We start from the raw sequence: 14,631 nt of genomic DNA on the forward strand, positions 1-14,631 counted from the left end.
CCTCACACCCCATGAAAATCATCGATGAGCTCAGCCCGCGCAGCGCACACGAACACCGCATTCGCCGCCGTCCGCTGCCGTTGCAAACGGAGATTACCGCCCGCCGCCGCGCCATCGTCATGGTGGCCATGGCCCTGGGCGCGTTTGCCATCGGCACGACGGAGTTTGTGTCCATGGGCCTGCTGCCGCTCATCGCGGATGATTTTGGCATTTCGGAAGAAAACGCCTCCACGCTCATCACCATCTATGCGATGGGCGTGGTGGTCGGCGCCCCGCTGATTGCGGCTTTTACCGGCAAGCTCCCGCGCCGCCGCTTAATCTTGCTGCTCATCGGCTTCCTCGTGGTGGGCAATCTGCTTTCGGTCTTGGCGCCGAACTACGCCATCCTCATGGTGGCGCGCTTTATTGCGGGCATGCCGCACGGCGCTTATTTCTCCGTGGCTAACCTTTCTGCCGCATCCATGGCTCCTCCCGGCGGCCGCGGCAAGGCCATGGCTTATGTGGGCATGGGCCTGGCCATCGCCACGGTGATTGGTGTACCGGCCGCCCAAGCCCTCGGCTCCGCGCTGGGCTGGCAGGCTGCCTACCTGGTGGTCGTGGCCTTGGGCATTGTCACCGCCATTGCGTTGTTCTTCCTGATGCCGCACATGACAGAGATGAAACAGACCGATATCCGCACCGAATTTGGGGCGTTCAAGAACAGCCAGGTGTGGTTCACCGTCATCATGGGCGTGGTCGGCTTTGGCGGCATGTTCTCCGTCTATACCTATATTTCGTGGACCATGACCGAGGTCGCCGGCATGGACCAGAACCTCATCTGGGTGGTGCTTATGGCCTATGGCATCGGCATGACCATCGGCAATGCCTTCGGCGGCTGGCTTGCTGACCGCAATCTGGAGTTTGGCATTATCTTTGCCCTGGCCTGCCTCATCGTTATCCTCACGGCCTTCTACTTCCTCTCCGGCCACGCCATCCCCGCTACCTTGTGCTTTGGCTGCGTAGCGTTTATGGGCTCCACCTTGGTGCCTTCGCTGCAGCTGCGCTTGGTGCATGTGGCTGGCGACGCCCAGACTTTGGCCGCAGCCCTCAACCAGTCCGCGCTGAATATCGCGAATGCGGCCGGTGCGACCATTGGCGGCGCCGTGGTGGGTGCGGGCCTGGGCTACTCCGCCCCGGCGCTGGCGGGTGCCGGCCTGGCGGCTGCGGGTTGCCTGGTGTGGGCTGCAACGATGTGGGATAAAAAGCGTCTTGCTCGCCGCGCCTAGGCATACCGATATGCTGTTGGCATGACCCTTACCATCGCGAGCGTTAACGTCAACGGAATCCGCGCTGCGTGCAAGCAGCGCAATGAAAATAACCCCGGTATGAACGCCTGGCTAGAGGAGACTCCGGCCGAAATCGTGCTCATGCAAGAGGTGCGCGCAACCCCGGAGCAGGCCGAAAAGGCCTTGGCCCCAGCCCTGGAGGCGGGATGGCACTTAGCGCTTGCCGACGCCGCCGCAAAGGGCCGCGCCGGCGTCGGTATCCTGTCTCGCACCCCGCTTGCCGACGTCGAAGTGGGCTTCGGCTCCTTTACCGACGCCGGCCGCTGGATTGCGGCTACCACCCGCGATATTCGCGTCGCCTCCTTGTACTTGCCTTCCGGCGATACCGGTTCGCCGAAGTTGGATGAAAAGTACCGCTTCTTGGACGAGTTCCAGGAAATTCTGGCGAAGAACGCGGCGCGGACGAACTCCGATGGCAGCCCCGCCGACATGGTCATCGGCGGCGACTGGAATATCTGCCACCGCGCCCAGGACCTGAAAAATAATAAGGCCAACGAAAAGAAGGCCGGCCACCTGCCGGAAGAACGCGCCTTCATGGATCACGTCTTTGGCGCGTTCCCGGATGCTGAGCCGCAGGAAAAGAAGAACCTGGGGCAGTGGCAGGGTGTGGTCGAGTACGCCGGCGGCGAGCCGTGGTCCCCGGCCGCAGATCCGCAGTGGTTCGACGTCGCCCGCCGCCTGCACCCAGAAGAAGATGGTCCCTATACCTGGTGGACCTACCGCGGCCAGGCATTTAATAACAACGCCGGGTGGCGCATCGATTACCAGGCGGCCACCCGCCCGATGCTGGAGCGCGCGCAGCGCACCTGGGTGGATAAGGCTCCTACCGTGGAGCAGCGCTGGTCCGACCATTCCCCACTGCTGGTGGAGTACCGCTGATGACGCCACTATTTACCGTCCTGTATGTAGTTGGTATTACGGCCGAGTCCATGACCGCCGCCTTGTCCGCCGGCCGCCAAAAGCTCGATCTATTCGGCGTCACCATGATTGCCTCCATGACGGCGCTGGGCGGCGGCACGGTGCGCGATATGATCCTCGATGACCCTCCCTTTACCTGGGTTGAGCATCCCATTTATTTGGTGATCGTCATCGTGGCGGCCGTGGTGACGGTAGGCATGTCCTTCCTCATGCACTACTTCCGCCACCTCTTCCTGATCTTGGATGCCCTGGGGCTCGCGGTCTTTTCGGTGCTGGGCACCCAAATCGCGGTCCACCTGGGACATGGGTTCATTATTGCCTCGGTGTCTGCAGTGATTTCCGGCGTCTTTGGCGGCGTGCTGCGTGACCTGCTTTCAGATCGCATTCCGCTGGTCTTTTCCGGCGAGTATTATGCCGCCATCTCGCTGTTGGCCGCGGCGCTGTTTATGGCGCTCTACCACGGCGGCTTGGCTGAGGAACCGGCCGCGATTATCACCGCCTCTGTGTGTTTCATCGCCCGCTTGGCTGCGATTTACTTCAAGAAAGGCCTGCCCGTCTTCGAATATCGTGATGCCGAACAGCAGATGGACCCGCGCCTGCGTTTGTCCGCGCGCATCGTGCGCGATGGCGCCCGCAAAGCCAAGCGCAAGGCGGGCGCGGCCACGCGCTATGCCAGCCCCATCACGCGCCCGCTGACTAGGCCTTTAAGTCGCTCGTTTAAGAACAAGACACGAGCTTTTTCTACTGCGGCAGAGGGGGCGGACTACGACGATTTTTCGAGCAACCGCATTGCGCGCCGGCCGAAGCAACAGTGGATTACGCGGCCGAGCGGTCGGCACTCGCCAGGGGCGAGGGGAGTAAACGTGGAGCAGCAGTGGAGCTTTAATAAGGAGGACGTCGGCAAGCGCAAGGCGCCCAAGCACAAGCAGTAGTGCTATTATGGTTAGGTCAAAAAATTCAGTAATCTGCAACGGAGAAAGTTCATGGCTCGCGCAATTATTTCTTTCGTCCTCGGCGCTGTAATCCTCGGCCTGAGCATCTGGTGGTGGACCGTTGTTGGTCCGTCCTTCGCTTTCCTCGGCCCCATCGTGCTCATGGGCGTGGGCGGCGCGCTGATGGTATCCGGTTGGGCCATCCTGATGGACGTGGTCAGCCCGACCTCCCGCAAGCTCTAAAATCCTTGCGCCGCATCCCTTGCCCAATCGGGCAGGGGATTTTTCGATCCCTCGCTCAGGCGGCGCCGGGGAAGGATGTGAACCGTGCGTCGGGGCTAGGGGGTAGGATAAGGCACCATGACTGCAGACAATTCCACCGTTTCCCGTGTCCTGTCCGGTATCCAACCCACCGCTGATTCCTATCACCTGGGTAATTACCTGGGAGCGCTCAAGCAGTGGATTGACCTGCAGGAGAGCTACGAGGCTTTTTATTTCATCCCGGACCTGCATGCCATCACGGTGGAGCAGAACCCGGAGGAGTTGCGCCACCGCACCATCGCGGGCGCCGCGCAGCTTATCGCCCTGGGCATTGACCCGGCGAAGTCCACGCTGTTCGTGCAGTCGCACGTGCCCGCCCACACGGAGCTGACCTGGGTGCTGCAGTGCCTGACTGGTTTCGGCGAGGCCTCCCGCATGACCCAGTTCAAGGATAAGTCCGCCAAGCAGGGCCAAGACCGCACCACCGTGGGCCTGTTTACCTATCCCATGCTCATGGCCGCCGACATCCTCCTGTACTCCCCGGATTACGTGCCGGTGGGCGAGGACCAGCGCCAGCACCTGGAGCTCACCCGTAACTTGGCGGAGCGTTTTAATAACAAGTATGGCGAGGTCTTCCGCGTCCCGGAGGCCTTCATCCCGGAGGGCTCGGCCAAGATCTACGACCTGCAGGAGCCGACCTCCAAGATGTCGAAGTCGGGCGCGAACCCGAAGGGCATTGTCAATCTTCTCGATGCACCGAAGACCTCCGCCAAGCGCATCAAGTCCGCCGTGACCGATGACCTGGGCGTGGTGGCCTTCGACCGGGACAAGCAGCCGGGCGTATCCAACCTACTGGCCATCCAGTCGGCGCTGACGGGTGAGGCTATCGACGCTCTCGTGGACAAGTACGCCGGCCAGGGCTACGGCCACCTCAAGGTCGATACGGCCGAGGCACTCGAGGCGTTTACCACCCCGCTCAAGGCCCGCTACGACGAGCTGATGGAGGACCGCGGAGAGCTCGAGCGCATCCTGGCGCAGGGCGCTGAGCGCGCCACAGAGATTGCCACCCCGCTGGTAGACAAGGTGTACGAGGCCGTGGGCTTCCTCCCAGCACGCCGGGGCTGAGTTGGATAGCATAGTCGGTTAGCATATGAGGGACGCTTAACTGACAACACAAAAGGGGTTTGCCCGTGGCACCATCGACTCGACCCGATGAGAAAAAGACCGACGACTACGGCATCGAGCGCGCCCACGCCGACGAGCCGGGTGCGGTAGACAAGGTCCGTGAGAAGTCCGGCTTTGTCGACCACATCATGAAGATGCTGGACCGCTACGGCAGCCAGGGCGGCAACCAGTTCGCCGCGGGCATCACTTATTTCTCGGTGCTGGCCATCTTCCCCATCTTCATGCTCGTGGTAGCAGTGACGGCCACGGTCCTGGCTAACCGCCCGGACCTCATGGCGGATCTGGAGCAGCAGATTTCGGACTCCGTGTCCGGTGACCTGGGCAACTCCATCACGGAACTGCTCCACACCGCGATTGAGCAGCGCGCCGCCATGTACGGCATCGGTGGCCTGACCACCCTATGGTCCGGCCTGGGTTGGATGAATAACCTGCGCATCGGCATCTCGGCGATGTGGAACCTAGACCCCAACGACGCCCCGGGCAACTTCTTCACCAAGAAGCTCGGCGACCTGTTGGGTCTGATCGGCCTGCTCGTGGCGATGATCATCGCCTTCGGCGTGACTGCGGCGGGCTCCTCCGGACTGACCCAAAAGATTTTCGAGCAGGTCGGCATCGATTCCTTTCCCGGCATGGATGCAGTCATCGTCCTGGCCGGTATTGCCATCGGCCTCATCGCCAACTTCTTTGTCTTCTGGTGGATGGTGGCCTTCCTGCCGCGCACAAAGGTGCCCACCAAGTCGGGCCTTATCGGTGCCGCCATCGGTGCCGTGGCCTTCGAGCTGATCAAGCAGCTATCCACCGTTATCATGTCCTCGGCTGCGGGCAACCCGGCCGGCGCGGTCTTCGGCCCAGTCATCGTCCTCATGGTGGTCATGTACCTGGTCTGGCGCGTGGTCCTGTACGTCTCCGCGTGGACGGCGACGACCCATGAGTCCCTGGAGCTCCTCGAGCCGCCGGTACCGGATCAGGCGGTCATCCGCGTGCGCACCGAAGTCAAGCAGGGGCCGAACGCCGGCGTCGCGCTGGGTGCGGGCGCTGCCCTCGGCGCCGCTGCGGCCGGCGCGTGGGCGCTGTTGCGCCGCAAGTAGCACCGCACACAAACTCTCTCCCGAGCCCCATCTGTTCAGAAAGGTTCTCCTGTCATGCTGCCCGCTACTCCCGCACCGAACCTGTACGGGTACTTCCTGGTTGATTCTCGCTCCACCTCCCGCGAACTCAGCGTGAAGTTGGCGGCGGCGGACATCCAGCTGGCAAATACCGGCTACCTCCCGGAGGACCAGCGCCGCCAGGAGTTGGAGATCGCCTCGAAAATCCTGTGTGAGCCCTCCATGCGCGCGAGCTACGACCAGGAAATCGAACGCGGCTTCCAACCCACGTGGGCGCAGCTGGAGCAAGTCGCGGAGACGGGGCGGTGGCCGCAGCAGGCGCCGCAGCCCGGCTACGGTGGCGGTCCGGCCGGAGCTAGCGCGGCCTTCGGGGCGTCGGTCCCGGTGGCGGCGTCGGCGCATCCGGAGCGCGCCAGCGGCGGAGAGCGGGCCACGATGGCCATCCTGGACTTCGTCCTCGCCAGCATCGTGGCCTCGCTCTTCGGCGCCGCGACCACCCCGACTTCCGCCGAAAGCGGGAGCCTGGCTGCATTTGTCATGGCGGTCGTCGTCGTGGCGTACTTCGTTGGCTTCGAGGTTATCCTCGGCGCGACGCCGGGCAAGATGCTCTTCGGGTATACGGTGCGAAACGCCACCACCCACGACAAGCTCACGTGGGGCCAGAGCATCCAGCGCAACTGGTGGCGCGTGGCGGGCCTGGTCCCGGCGGTGGGGCCGCTGATTTCACTCCTGGCCGGGCTCTACCTCATCACCACGATTGGGCCGAACACGCAGCTGCAAGGCAAGCAGGACCGCATGGTCAACGCCGAAGTAGCGAAAAAGTAGCTACCGCCACAACCAGGAGAGCCACCAGCGCGGTAATGAGCCAGCCGGCCCAGCTCTGTACGGAATCGAGTGACGAGGAGGCGTCGGCAGGCGCGGCCGCGGCATTCGGAGCAGTACTGGGAGCGGGCGCTGCTGACGTCGGGGTGACAGAATCCGACTGGGCGCTGAAGTCCGCGAGCTCACCCACGCCGTCGCCCGGGTCTACGTCACTGGCCTCCCGCAGGAGCATCTGCGCCTGCTCCCACGCGCGGAAGCCGTGCTCCACGGTGGTGTCCAGAATGACCGCCTGGAGGCGGCGCCCATCGTGGTCAATCGCGCCCACGAACGTGTGGTGTGCGTCTTCCGTGTAGCCGGTCTTTCCACCGATCCCCTCCGGATCGTTGAGGTACAGGCCATTGTCGTTCCACAGCTCGTAGCCGGGAAGATCCTTCCATCCGGGGAAATCCACGTGCTCGGTATCGACAATCCGCGCGAAGGTCTCGTTGGAAAATGCCGCGCGGTAAATGAGCGAGATGTCCGCGGCGGACGTCGACATGCCGGCGGCATCGAGGCCGTGGTAGCTCGCCGCCACGGTGGAGCGCGTGCCCAGCTTCTTCGCCAACTCGTTGACCTTCTTCAGCGCGACCTCGTCCCCGCCCAGTGCCTGGGCCAGCGCGTGGGCGGCATCGTTGCCGGAGGCCATGAGCAGGCCTTCGAGGAGCTGCTCGACAGTGTAGGTGCCATCGGGGCCGATGCCGACGGCGGAGCCTTCCACGGAGGCGTCGTCCAGCGTGGCGGTGATGCGGCGGTCCAGGGGTAGCTCGTCGATGGCCACGAGCGCCAGCAGCGCCTTGATGATGGAGGCCGGGCGGTAGCGCCCGTTGGGGTCCTTCATCGCGATGATTTCACCGGTATCGATGTCACTGACCATCCACGCCGAGGCCACGACGTCCTTGTTGACGTTGAACCCCCGGGGCACGCTCACCCCGCACGGTGCGCCCTCCACCGCGGGCAGGGGAGTGGGGGTCTCCTGACCAGGTGCCAGGCGCTCCGACGTTGTGACGGGTTCAGCCGGCACGAGCGAGTGTGGGCAGGAGTCCGTATCGGGGGCTTCGGTGCGGATGGCGGAAGACTCTTCGGACTCCTCCGCCAGCGCAACGGGCGGGCAGGTTAAGGCGAGCGCGGCCAGGAGGGCAGGGACGCGAGTGAGACAGCGGTGCATAACATGCTTCATCCTAGACCGCGCCCTAGTATGAACCCCATGCATGACGCACCATTAATTAGCCCTGAAAACAAAGATTCCGGTGCCGAGATCTTCGCCGGACTGCCCAAGGTGGCGCTGCTGTCACCGTTGCCTGCCGACGCCGCGACGGCCGACGCCCTCCGCGAGGCCACCCGCGCGCACGTGGAAGCGCTGCTAAACGACCACGTGGTGTACGCCGAGCTGCGCTTGACTGTCGACGCTTTCCCTTTCCCGCCCGCCGAGGCCATTGCTGCGGCAGTGCAGGGCATGGACGTCGAGGGCATCGATGCTCGCCTTATCGTGACCGGCGAACTGAGTGAGCCGGCCGTCGGCGTGGCGGCGCGCAACGCGGGCGCGGTGGAGGCCGCGGAGAAGCTTCGCGGCGAGTTCGTGCCGTGGGAGGCGGATGTGGCGTCCTTCGAGGAGGCCGTCGCCGCCGTTCAGGCGGGGGCCACCCGCCTGGTTCACGCGACTGACCTGGTGGATGACTTCGGCGCTGACCTGGACGGCATCCGCCCCGGGAAGGCCTCCTCCTGGGTGCGCGACCGCCGCATCCCCCTGGTCTTCGCCCCGCTGGCGGAGCTGCCGGATGAGTTGAGCGATCACCCCCTGCCGCTGCTGCAGCAGCTGGGTTTTACGTGCGTGGTGGCCGGCGAGGTGCTCAGCGACGTCTTCGTCGCGCTCAGCGAGACCTTTGGCTACGGGCTGGAGGAATTCTTCGATCTGACCATCAAGGCCATCGAGAACTCTTTTGCTAGCGAGGAGGACCGCCAGCGTCTCATCGAGGAGCAGATCCTGCCCGCCTACGAGGAGCTCGCGGACCCCGAGTTTGCCGAAGATGCCGACGCGGAGGACCTCGACGGCGCCGAGTCCTAAGCGGCCTAGAAGCGGGAGAAGCGCTTGGTCAGCATGTCCTGCAAGCCCTTCCAGGACTCCGCGTGCTCGGTGTACGGCTTGGACGGCACGTAGCCGGCGTGCTCCGTGGAGCCGAGCATGTAGCCCAGGTAATCCTGGAAGCGCGGGTGCTCCAGCATGTAGGAGTTAATCGAATCGTCGCCCGCCCAGTCGGCAGCGTCCGCGCACACCTCGTAGCAGCGGCTCATCTGCTCGGCATCGACGGACTCGGGGCCCTTCTCGATGTCGTGGACGATGCCATTGAAGGTGTACTGGTTGTCCGGGTGCACGGTGACGTCGAGCTCGCCGGCGTTGGCCGCGGCGACGACCTCTTCCCACGTGGAGACCTTAGCCAGATCGTGGTCATCATTTTCCATGATCCAGCGGATGAGCACCTTGGACGTGGGGAAGGTGAAGATCTCGCCCCATTTGCCCAGGAATACCGGCTTGCCGTCGAGGTAGGTGCGCAGGGTGTAGACCGACTTCTGGTCCGCGGTGATCTTCACCGGGTCGATGCCGGCGGCAGCCCACGGGGAGCTGTCGTAGGGGTCGGCGGCCTCGGCGGCTGCCTTGCGCTCCTCCTCGGCCTTGGTGCGGGCCTCTTCGGCGGCGGTGGTGGCCGCGGAGATGCGCGTTGCGGCGTCGGCAGTAGCGGCGTCGTCAAAGTCAGACGACGGCACGACCTTGACTACCTTATCCAGGTCCTCAATGACCTCGCGCCAGTTGGCGTGGACCACGCGGCCCACGCCGGACCACTCGTTCATGCCGGCATCGCCGGCGTAGTGGTCGGCGCCGCGGGCGGTGTTGCGCAGGATGGAGTGCGAGGCGAAGAAGATGACGGTGTGCTCGGCAGCGGCAACCTCAGCCAACGCGCGGGCCATCTCCAGGCAGCGGGCCACGGTGGATACGTTCTCGTGGCTCGGGCGGCCTGCCAGGAATTTCGGCATGGCCACAAGATCGTAGACATCCTTCTTGGACGCAACGACGCGGTTAGCCGGCTGGGAGTTAAAGGCCTCCCACTTGGGGTGGTCAAGCAGGTCGTGCTTCTTGCCGGATTCGAGGAAACACAGCATGGCGGCCTCAGTGGGGAAGAGGAGGATGGACTCATCGTCTCCCAAGAAGGCCTGCCACTCGGAGCCGTTCTGGCGCCACTTCGGCGCCCACAGGGTGTAGAAGTCTCCCTCGCTAAGGGAGAGCTGGACGGGGATGATAGCGCGGGTGTTCATGGGGAAACAGTCTACCCTGTAGGCCTCCAGAACCCTTTGAAAGCCATCCCCATGTTGTTGGTGCGCAGCGGATTGGTCTGCACGGGGCTTCCCGCCTCCACCATTAGCCCATCGCCGGAGTACATGGCCACGTGCCCGTCCCATACCACGAGGTCCCCCGGCTGCAGCTCCGCGGCGCTGACCTGCCGACCCACCGCCTGGCTCTCCGCGGTGCGCGGGAGCTCCACCCCGGCCTGGCGCCACGCCCACTGGGTGAGGCCGGAACAGTCGAATCCGCCGGCGCCCGTACCGCCCCACACGTATGGAGTTCCTACCTGGGACATCGCCGCCTGCACCGCCGCCCGGCCCTGGGTGGAGCCGGACGAGTCCGCGGGGGCGTGGGCGGCCACCGGAGTAGGCACATCAGCCTCGGCGGAAGTGGGGGCGGGGAGTGCATGCCGAGTCACGGTGGTGTTGTCCGGCTGGCTGCCGCGCACCGCCGCCTGCACTGCGCGCTGCGCAATGGGCAGCAGCGGGGCCGAAGCCTGGAGCAGTTCGCCGGCCAGTTGCTTCACGCGCTGCACGGCCCGCGCCACGTACTGCGATGCCAGACAGCGCAGCTTCGCCAACGCCGCGGCGCGCACTGCAGGGACAGGAATAAGTAGCCGCAGCGCAATAGGGAAACCGCGCTGGAGAAGCTCGATGCCGAGGCGGAGCAGATCCCCCAGAGTGGCCCCGATAAGCCGGCGAGCCTTTCCTAGGGCTGCCTCGATGGTGGAGCGGTCCTCCGCCGCCACACGAGCCGCAGCGAGAAGCGGGGCGGCATTGCCGTGCGCGATGTCCGCCAGGGGACGCGCGGCAGCAAGATCCGGCACTGCTGGAAGGCCTACGTGCGGAAGCTGCTCTGGTTGCAGGCGCGCAATCTGCGCGATGGCGGTCTGCAGCATCACGCACCTCCTAAGGCAGCGGCCAGTCCGTCGTCGGAGTCCTCGGCCTCCCTAGCCATGCGGAAGCTTGACTCCGCCACCGCCGTGGCATCGGCCCTTACCTGGGCCAGCCGAGCATCGAGGTTGGAGAGTGCTCCTTCGAGAGCAGTAATGAAGCCACTCAACGTGGGATCGGTGGGAAGTGCGGGAGGTGGGGTGGGGGAGGCCTGGGCGGCGTCGGCAAGCTCGTGCGCTAACCGCCGCGTGTGTTCGGTATCAATCTGAAAGGTCGTCATGACGTATTAGACTGCCCGTCCCACCGATCGGTTCCCGCCCAACTCTTATACAGTGGTGGGCATGGATATCCACGTTGTAGACCACCCCCTCGCCGCCTCCCGCCTGACGCTGATGCGCGATGCCCGCAGCGATAACGCCGCCTTCCGCGCCGCCCTGCGGGACCTAGGCACCATGCTCGTCTATGAGGCCGCGCGCAACCTCCCTGTCGAGCACTTCGACTGCGCCACCCCCGTGTCCACCGCGGAGGGAACACGCCTTCAGAACCCGCCCATCATCGTCCCCATCATCCGCGCCGGCCTGGGCATGGTGGACCCGGCACTGTCCATGATTCCGGATGCACAGGTGGGATTCATTGGTATGGCGCGCGACGAAACGACGCACCAGCCGGTGCCGTACCTGGAGGCCCTCCCTGAGGATCTGAGCGGCCGCAGCGTATTCGTGGTGGACCCCATGTTGGCCACCGGCGGCTCGCTGCTGCACTCCCTCAAGTTGCTGGCAGACCGCGGCGCAACCGACATCACCGCCATCTGCATGGTCTCCGCGCAAGAAGGCGTCGACGCGTTGGCGAACTCCGGCCTGCCCGTCCGCTTGGTGACTGCCGCGATTGACCCGCAGCTCAACGAGGACGCCTACATCGTGCCCGGCTTGGGTGACGCCGGCGACCGCCTGTACGGCCCGCGCAACATCGATCTTTAGCGCGCCGTACGAGCGGACCGCTCAGTGCCACGCGTGGCTGACCTGCGCGGCTAACTGAACCGCATGGTCTAGTTGTAGACTCTTCCAGAAAGGAACCGTGGAGGAGGAAGCAATGATCTCAGAGTTCGTGAGTGAGTGGTTTAGCAGCCACCGCGCGGAGGTCATCGCGTGGCGCCGCCATATTCACCGCCACCCGGAAACCTCGAACAACGAGGTGGAGACGACGCGTTTCATCGCCCGCACCCTGCGCGAGTATGGCCTGGAGCCGCAGCTCTTCCCGGAGACCGGCCTCATGGTGGACATTGGACCGGATACCGAGCTTGGGCGCTTGGCATTCCGCGCCGATATTGACGCGTTGCCCGTCACCGAGGTCACTGGCCTCGAGTACACCTCCGAGGTGCCCGGCGTCATGCACGCCTGCGGCCACGATGTGCACACCACAATCGCGCTGGCCACTGCCTGCGCGCTGGCGGATCTCACTCGTGCACACTCCCTCGACTTTGGTATCCGCGTTATCTTCCAGCCGGCTGAGGAAGTATGGGTGGGCGGTGCCACCGACGTCATCGAGTGGGGTGCGCTGGAAGGCGTGAACTCCATTTTTGCCGTCCATGTGGAGCCGAAGCTGCGCGTGGGCCGCATCGGCGTGCGCGCAGGTGCAATTACCTCTGCGACGGACGTCGTGGAAATCAACGTCACCGGACCCGGCGGGCACACCTCGCGCCCGCACTTGTCGGCCGACGTCGTCTATGCCCTGGGCAAGTTGCTCACTGATCTACCAGGCCTACTGTCGCGCCGGGTGGATCCGCGAACCGGCACCGTCCTTGTCTTCGGCCAGGTCAACTCCGGCTACGCCCCCAATGCCATCCCGGAGACTGGCTCGGTGTCCGGCACCATGCGCACCGCTGATATCGCCATTTGGCGCGAGATGCAGACGCTGTTCGCGGAGCTGGTGGAGCAGGTGCTGGCCCCCACGGGGGTGGAGCATGAAGTGGTCTACCACCGCGGGGTTCCGCCGGTGCTTAACGACGACGTCTCGACCGCCCTCCTCGCCAGCGCTGCCCAAGCCATCGACCCACAAGCCGTGGTCCAGGCGCCGCAGTCTTCCGGCGGTGAGGATTTCTCCTGGTACCTGGAGAAAGTGCCCGGCTCCATGGCCCGCCTCGGCTGCTGGTCGGGAGAAGGGGAGCAGCACGATCTCCACATGGGGGATCTGGCGCCGGATGAGCGCGCGATTGGCGTGGGCGTGAAGCTTTTTGGTTCCGTGGCGGAGCAGTTTGCCAACGTGGAGGAATAAGCTTCCAACCATTAAACTGTGACACGATTTCTATTTAATTTCTTGTAGAAGGAGCGACAGTGTCACAGGAAGCCCCCCGCATCGTGATTATTGGCGGTGGCCCCGCAGGCTACGAGGCCGCGACTGCCGGCGCTAAGTACGGCGCACACATTACGTTGGTGGAGGACCAGGGCCCCGGCGGCTCCTCCGTTATTTTGGACTGCGTGCCGTCAAAGTCCTTTATTGCCGGCGCAAATATTCAGACCGACTTCCGCCGTGCCGATGACATGGGGCTCAATAACCAGCTCAGCTCGCTGAAGCTGAACCTGCAGGCGCTCAACGGCCGTGTGCAAGCACTTGCCGGCAACCAGTCGCAAGACGTGCGTGACGGTCTGGAGAAAATCGGCGTCCAAGTTATTGATGGCCGCGCGGCGTTCTCTGAGGATCAGAACGGCGTCACGGGCGCTGCCCATAGGGTTGATGTGACTCATAATGACGGCACCACCGAGACGCTCGACGCTGACCTCGTCCTCGTCGCCACCGGCGCCACCCCGCGCATCCTGCCGGGCGCGCAGCCGGACGGCGAGCGAATCCTTACCTGGCAGCAGGTCTATGGCCTTAAGGAGGAGCCGGAGCACCTCATCGTCGTCGGTTCCGGCGTTACCGGCGCCGAGTTTGTCTCCGCCTTCGCGGAAATGGGCGTGCGCGTAACCATGGTGGCGTCCCGTGACCGCATCCTGCCGCATGACGACGCCGATGCGGCCGACGTCCTCGAGACCGTCCTGGCAGAGCGCGGCGTGGAGCTGGAGAAGAACTGCCGCGTGGAGACCGTCTCCCGCACCGAGGATGGCAACGTGGTGGTCAAGACACAGGACGGCCGTGAGATCCACGGCTCCCACGTCATCATGTCCATCGGCTCCATCCCTAACACCAAGGACCTCGGCCTCGAGCACGTGGGCGTGGCCACCACCAAGTCTGGTCACATTGAGGTCGACCGCGTTTCCCGCACTAACGTGGCCGGCATCTACGCCGCCGGCGACTGCTCTGACCTGTTCCCGCTGGCCTCCGTTGCCGCGATGCAGGGCCGCATCGCCATGTACCACTCGCTGGGTGAGGGAGTGTCGCCGCTGCGTCTGAAGACCGTGGCCACCGCCGTGTTTACCCGCCCGGAGATCGCCGCGGTGGGCTTTACCCAGGCAGAAATTGAGGCCGGTGAGGTCGCAGCCCGCACCATCACGATGCCGCTCAAGACTAATCCGCGCGCCAAGATGCGCTCCCTGCAGCACGGCTTTGTCAAGCTCTTCTGCCGCGCCACCTCCGGTCGTGTCATCGGCGGCGTCATTGTCGCCCCAACGGCTTCCGAGCTCATCCTGCCTGTGGCGGTCGCTGTGACCAACCAGCTCACCGTGAACCAGCTGGCGGATTCTTTCGCCGTCTACCCGTCGCTGTCCGGCACCATCACCGAGGCCGCCCGCCGTCTGGTTGCCCACGACGATCTGGAGTAGGCACTGCTCAAATGCCCCCGAGGGCGGCCCCGACGGCAGAAAATAAAGGCAGCTGGTCAGA

General features: G+C 64.5%; 15 protein-coding genes. 11 read left to right on the top strand and 4 right to left on the bottom strand.

Going from position 1 to position 14,631, the window contains the following annotated elements; translation table 11 throughout:
- Window positions 1–11 precede the first annotated feature (11 nt).
- The 7 genes from ACLI1P_RS02755 to ACLI1P_RS02785 all read left to right on the top strand — a co-directional run bounded on the left by ACLI1P_RS02755 (window position 12) and on the right by ACLI1P_RS02785 (window position 6,552).
- Window positions 12–1,265 (top strand): MFS transporter, encoded by a 1,254-nt coding sequence (locus tag ACLI1P_RS02755; RefSeq protein WP_269954150.1) that lies wholly within the window; start codon window positions 12–14, stop codon window positions 1,263–1,265.
- 21 nt (window positions 1,266–1,286) lie between these two features.
- Window positions 1,287–2,204 carry an exodeoxyribonuclease III gene (locus ACLI1P_RS02760; RefSeq protein ID WP_411709359.1) on the top strand — a complete coding sequence of 306 codons (918 nt, stop codon included), beginning with the start codon at window positions 1,287–1,289 and terminating at the stop codon, window positions 2,202–2,204.
- Complete coding sequence (locus ACLI1P_RS02765) at window positions 2,204–3,175, top strand: trimeric intracellular cation channel family protein (RefSeq protein WP_408931967.1); 972 nt, start codon at window positions 2,204–2,206, stop codon at window positions 3,173–3,175. Before ACLI1P_RS02760 ends, ACLI1P_RS02765 begins: the two co-directional genes overlap by 1 nt.
- Window positions 3,176–3,226: 51 nt before the next feature.
- Window positions 3,227–3,418: a hypothetical protein gene (locus ACLI1P_RS02770; protein WP_005322618.1), complete on the top strand. Its 192-nt coding sequence runs from the start codon at window positions 3,227–3,229 to the stop codon at window positions 3,416–3,418.
- A 117-nt stretch (window positions 3,419–3,535) separates the two neighbouring features.
- Window positions 3,536–4,561 carry a tryptophan--tRNA ligase gene (trpS, locus tag ACLI1P_RS02775; RefSeq protein WP_408930143.1) on the top strand — a complete coding sequence of 342 codons (1,026 nt, stop codon included), beginning with the start codon at window positions 3,536–3,538 and terminating at the stop codon, window positions 4,559–4,561.
- Between the two features lie 65 nt (window positions 4,562–4,626).
- Entirely contained in the window at window positions 4,627–5,709 is a 1,083-nt protein-coding gene (locus ACLI1P_RS02780; protein ID WP_296133473.1) for a YhjD/YihY/BrkB family envelope integrity protein, read from the top strand.
- Window positions 5,710–5,763: 54 nt separating this feature from the next.
- Window positions 5,764–6,552 carry an RDD family protein gene (locus tag ACLI1P_RS02785; RefSeq protein WP_296133472.1) on the top strand — a complete coding sequence of 263 codons (789 nt, stop codon included), beginning with the start codon at window positions 5,764–5,766 and terminating at the stop codon, window positions 6,550–6,552.
- Here the strand turns inward: ACLI1P_RS02785 and ACLI1P_RS02790 are convergent.
- Window positions 6,527–7,753, bottom strand: a complete 1,227-nt coding sequence (locus ACLI1P_RS02790) for a D-alanyl-D-alanine carboxypeptidase family protein (protein WP_296133471.1) — start codon at window positions 7,751–7,753, stop codon at window positions 6,527–6,529. The genes ACLI1P_RS02785 and ACLI1P_RS02790 overlap by 26 nt on opposite strands.
- Before the next feature lie 39 nt (window positions 7,754–7,792).
- On the opposite strand from ACLI1P_RS02790, the gene ACLI1P_RS02795 reads away from it, so the two are divergent.
- Window positions 7,793–8,650 carry an adenosine deaminase gene (locus ACLI1P_RS02795; RefSeq protein ID WP_411709360.1) on the top strand — a complete coding sequence of 286 codons (858 nt, stop codon included), beginning with the start codon at window positions 7,793–7,795 and terminating at the stop codon, window positions 8,648–8,650.
- Window positions 8,651–8,655: 5 nt separating this feature from the next.
- On the opposite strand, the gene ACLI1P_RS02800 is transcribed toward ACLI1P_RS02795, so the two are convergent.
- From ACLI1P_RS02800 to ACLI1P_RS02810, 3 genes are read right to left on the bottom strand one after another with little or no spacing between them, the layout of a single operon-like run.
- Window positions 8,656–9,894, bottom strand: coding sequence for a hypothetical protein (locus ACLI1P_RS02800; RefSeq protein WP_408930146.1), 1,239 nt, complete (start codon window positions 9,892–9,894; stop codon window positions 8,656–8,658).
- An 11-nt stretch (window positions 9,895–9,905) separates the two neighbouring features.
- The gene (locus ACLI1P_RS02805; RefSeq protein WP_408931017.1) at window positions 9,906–10,820 is read right to left on the bottom strand and encodes a C40 family peptidase; all 915 of its coding nucleotides are present in this window, start codon (window positions 10,818–10,820) and stop codon (window positions 9,906–9,908) included.
- The gene (locus ACLI1P_RS02810; RefSeq protein WP_296133465.1) at window positions 10,820–11,095 is read right to left on the bottom strand and encodes a hypothetical protein; all 276 of its coding nucleotides are present in this window, start codon (window positions 11,093–11,095) and stop codon (window positions 10,820–10,822) included. The genes ACLI1P_RS02805 and ACLI1P_RS02810 overlap by 1 nt, the downstream gene beginning before the upstream one ends.
- Before the next feature lie 61 nt (window positions 11,096–11,156).
- On the opposite strand from ACLI1P_RS02810, the gene upp reads away from it, so the two are divergent.
- The 3 genes from upp (at window position 11,157) to ACLI1P_RS02825 (ending at window position 14,570) form a co-directional block, all read left to right on the top strand.
- A complete protein-coding gene (gene upp / locus ACLI1P_RS02815) occupies window positions 11,157–11,792 on the top strand; it encodes a uracil phosphoribosyltransferase (RefSeq protein ID WP_411709361.1) in 636 nt (211 codons plus the stop codon).
- Window positions 11,793–11,904: 112 nt separating this feature from the next.
- Entirely contained in the window at window positions 11,905–13,086 is a 1,182-nt protein-coding gene (locus ACLI1P_RS02820) for an amidohydrolase (RefSeq protein WP_411709362.1), read from the top strand.
- 59 nt (window positions 13,087–13,145) lie between these two features.
- Window positions 13,146–14,570 carry an NAD(P)H-quinone dehydrogenase gene (locus ACLI1P_RS02825; RefSeq protein ID WP_411709363.1) on the top strand — a complete coding sequence of 475 codons (1,425 nt, stop codon included), beginning with the start codon at window positions 13,146–13,148 and terminating at the stop codon, window positions 14,568–14,570.
- Window positions 14,571–14,631: the final 61 nt, after the last annotated feature.

Source organism: Corynebacterium tardum (genome assembly GCF_046717785.1).
In the GTDB taxonomy this organism is placed as follows: domain Bacteria; phylum Actinomycetota; class Actinomycetes; order Mycobacteriales; family Mycobacteriaceae; genus Corynebacterium.

What these genes read in the sequence shown, in the direction of transcription:
- ACLI1P_RS02760 (WP_411709359.1), top strand. Translation starts at nt 1,287, where the DNA reads ATGACCCTTACCATCGCGAGCGTTAACGTCAACGGAATCCGCGCTGCG.
- ACLI1P_RS02810 (WP_296133465.1), bottom strand. Translation starts at nt 11,095, where the DNA reads ATGACGACCTTTCAGATTGATACCGAACACACGCGGCGGTTAGCGCAC.
- ACLI1P_RS02755 (WP_269954150.1), top strand. Translation starts at nt 12, where the DNA reads ATGAAAATCATCGATGAGCTCAGCCCGCGCAGCGCACACGAACACCGC.
- ACLI1P_RS02790 (WP_296133471.1), bottom strand. Translation starts at nt 7,753, where the DNA reads ATGCACCGCTGTCTCACTCGCGTCCCTGCCCTCCTGGCCGCGCTCGCC.
- trpS (WP_408930143.1), top strand. Translation starts at nt 3,536, where the DNA reads ATGACTGCAGACAATTCCACCGTTTCCCGTGTCCTGTCCGGTATCCAA.
- ACLI1P_RS02795 (WP_411709360.1), top strand. Translation starts at nt 7,793, where the DNA reads ATGCATGACGCACCATTAATTAGCCCTGAAAACAAAGATTCCGGTGCC.
- ACLI1P_RS02820 (WP_411709362.1), top strand. Translation starts at nt 11,905, where the DNA reads ATGATCTCAGAGTTCGTGAGTGAGTGGTTTAGCAGCCACCGCGCGGAG.
- ACLI1P_RS02800 (WP_408930146.1), bottom strand. Translation starts at nt 9,894, where the DNA reads ATGAACACCCGCGCTATCATCCCCGTCCAGCTCTCCCTTAGCGAGGGA.
- ACLI1P_RS02765 (WP_408931967.1), top strand. Translation starts at nt 2,204, where the DNA reads ATGACGCCACTATTTACCGTCCTGTATGTAGTTGGTATTACGGCCGAG.
- ACLI1P_RS02785 (WP_296133472.1), top strand. Translation starts at nt 5,764, where the DNA reads ATGCTGCCCGCTACTCCCGCACCGAACCTGTACGGGTACTTCCTGGTT.
- upp (WP_411709361.1), top strand. Translation starts at nt 11,157, where the DNA reads ATGGATATCCACGTTGTAGACCACCCCCTCGCCGCCTCCCGCCTGACG.
- ACLI1P_RS02770 (WP_005322618.1), top strand. Translation starts at nt 3,227, where the DNA reads ATGGCTCGCGCAATTATTTCTTTCGTCCTCGGCGCTGTAATCCTCGGC.
- ACLI1P_RS02805 (WP_408931017.1), bottom strand. Translation starts at nt 10,820, where the DNA reads ATGCTGCAGACCGCCATCGCGCAGATTGCGCGCCTGCAACCAGAGCAG.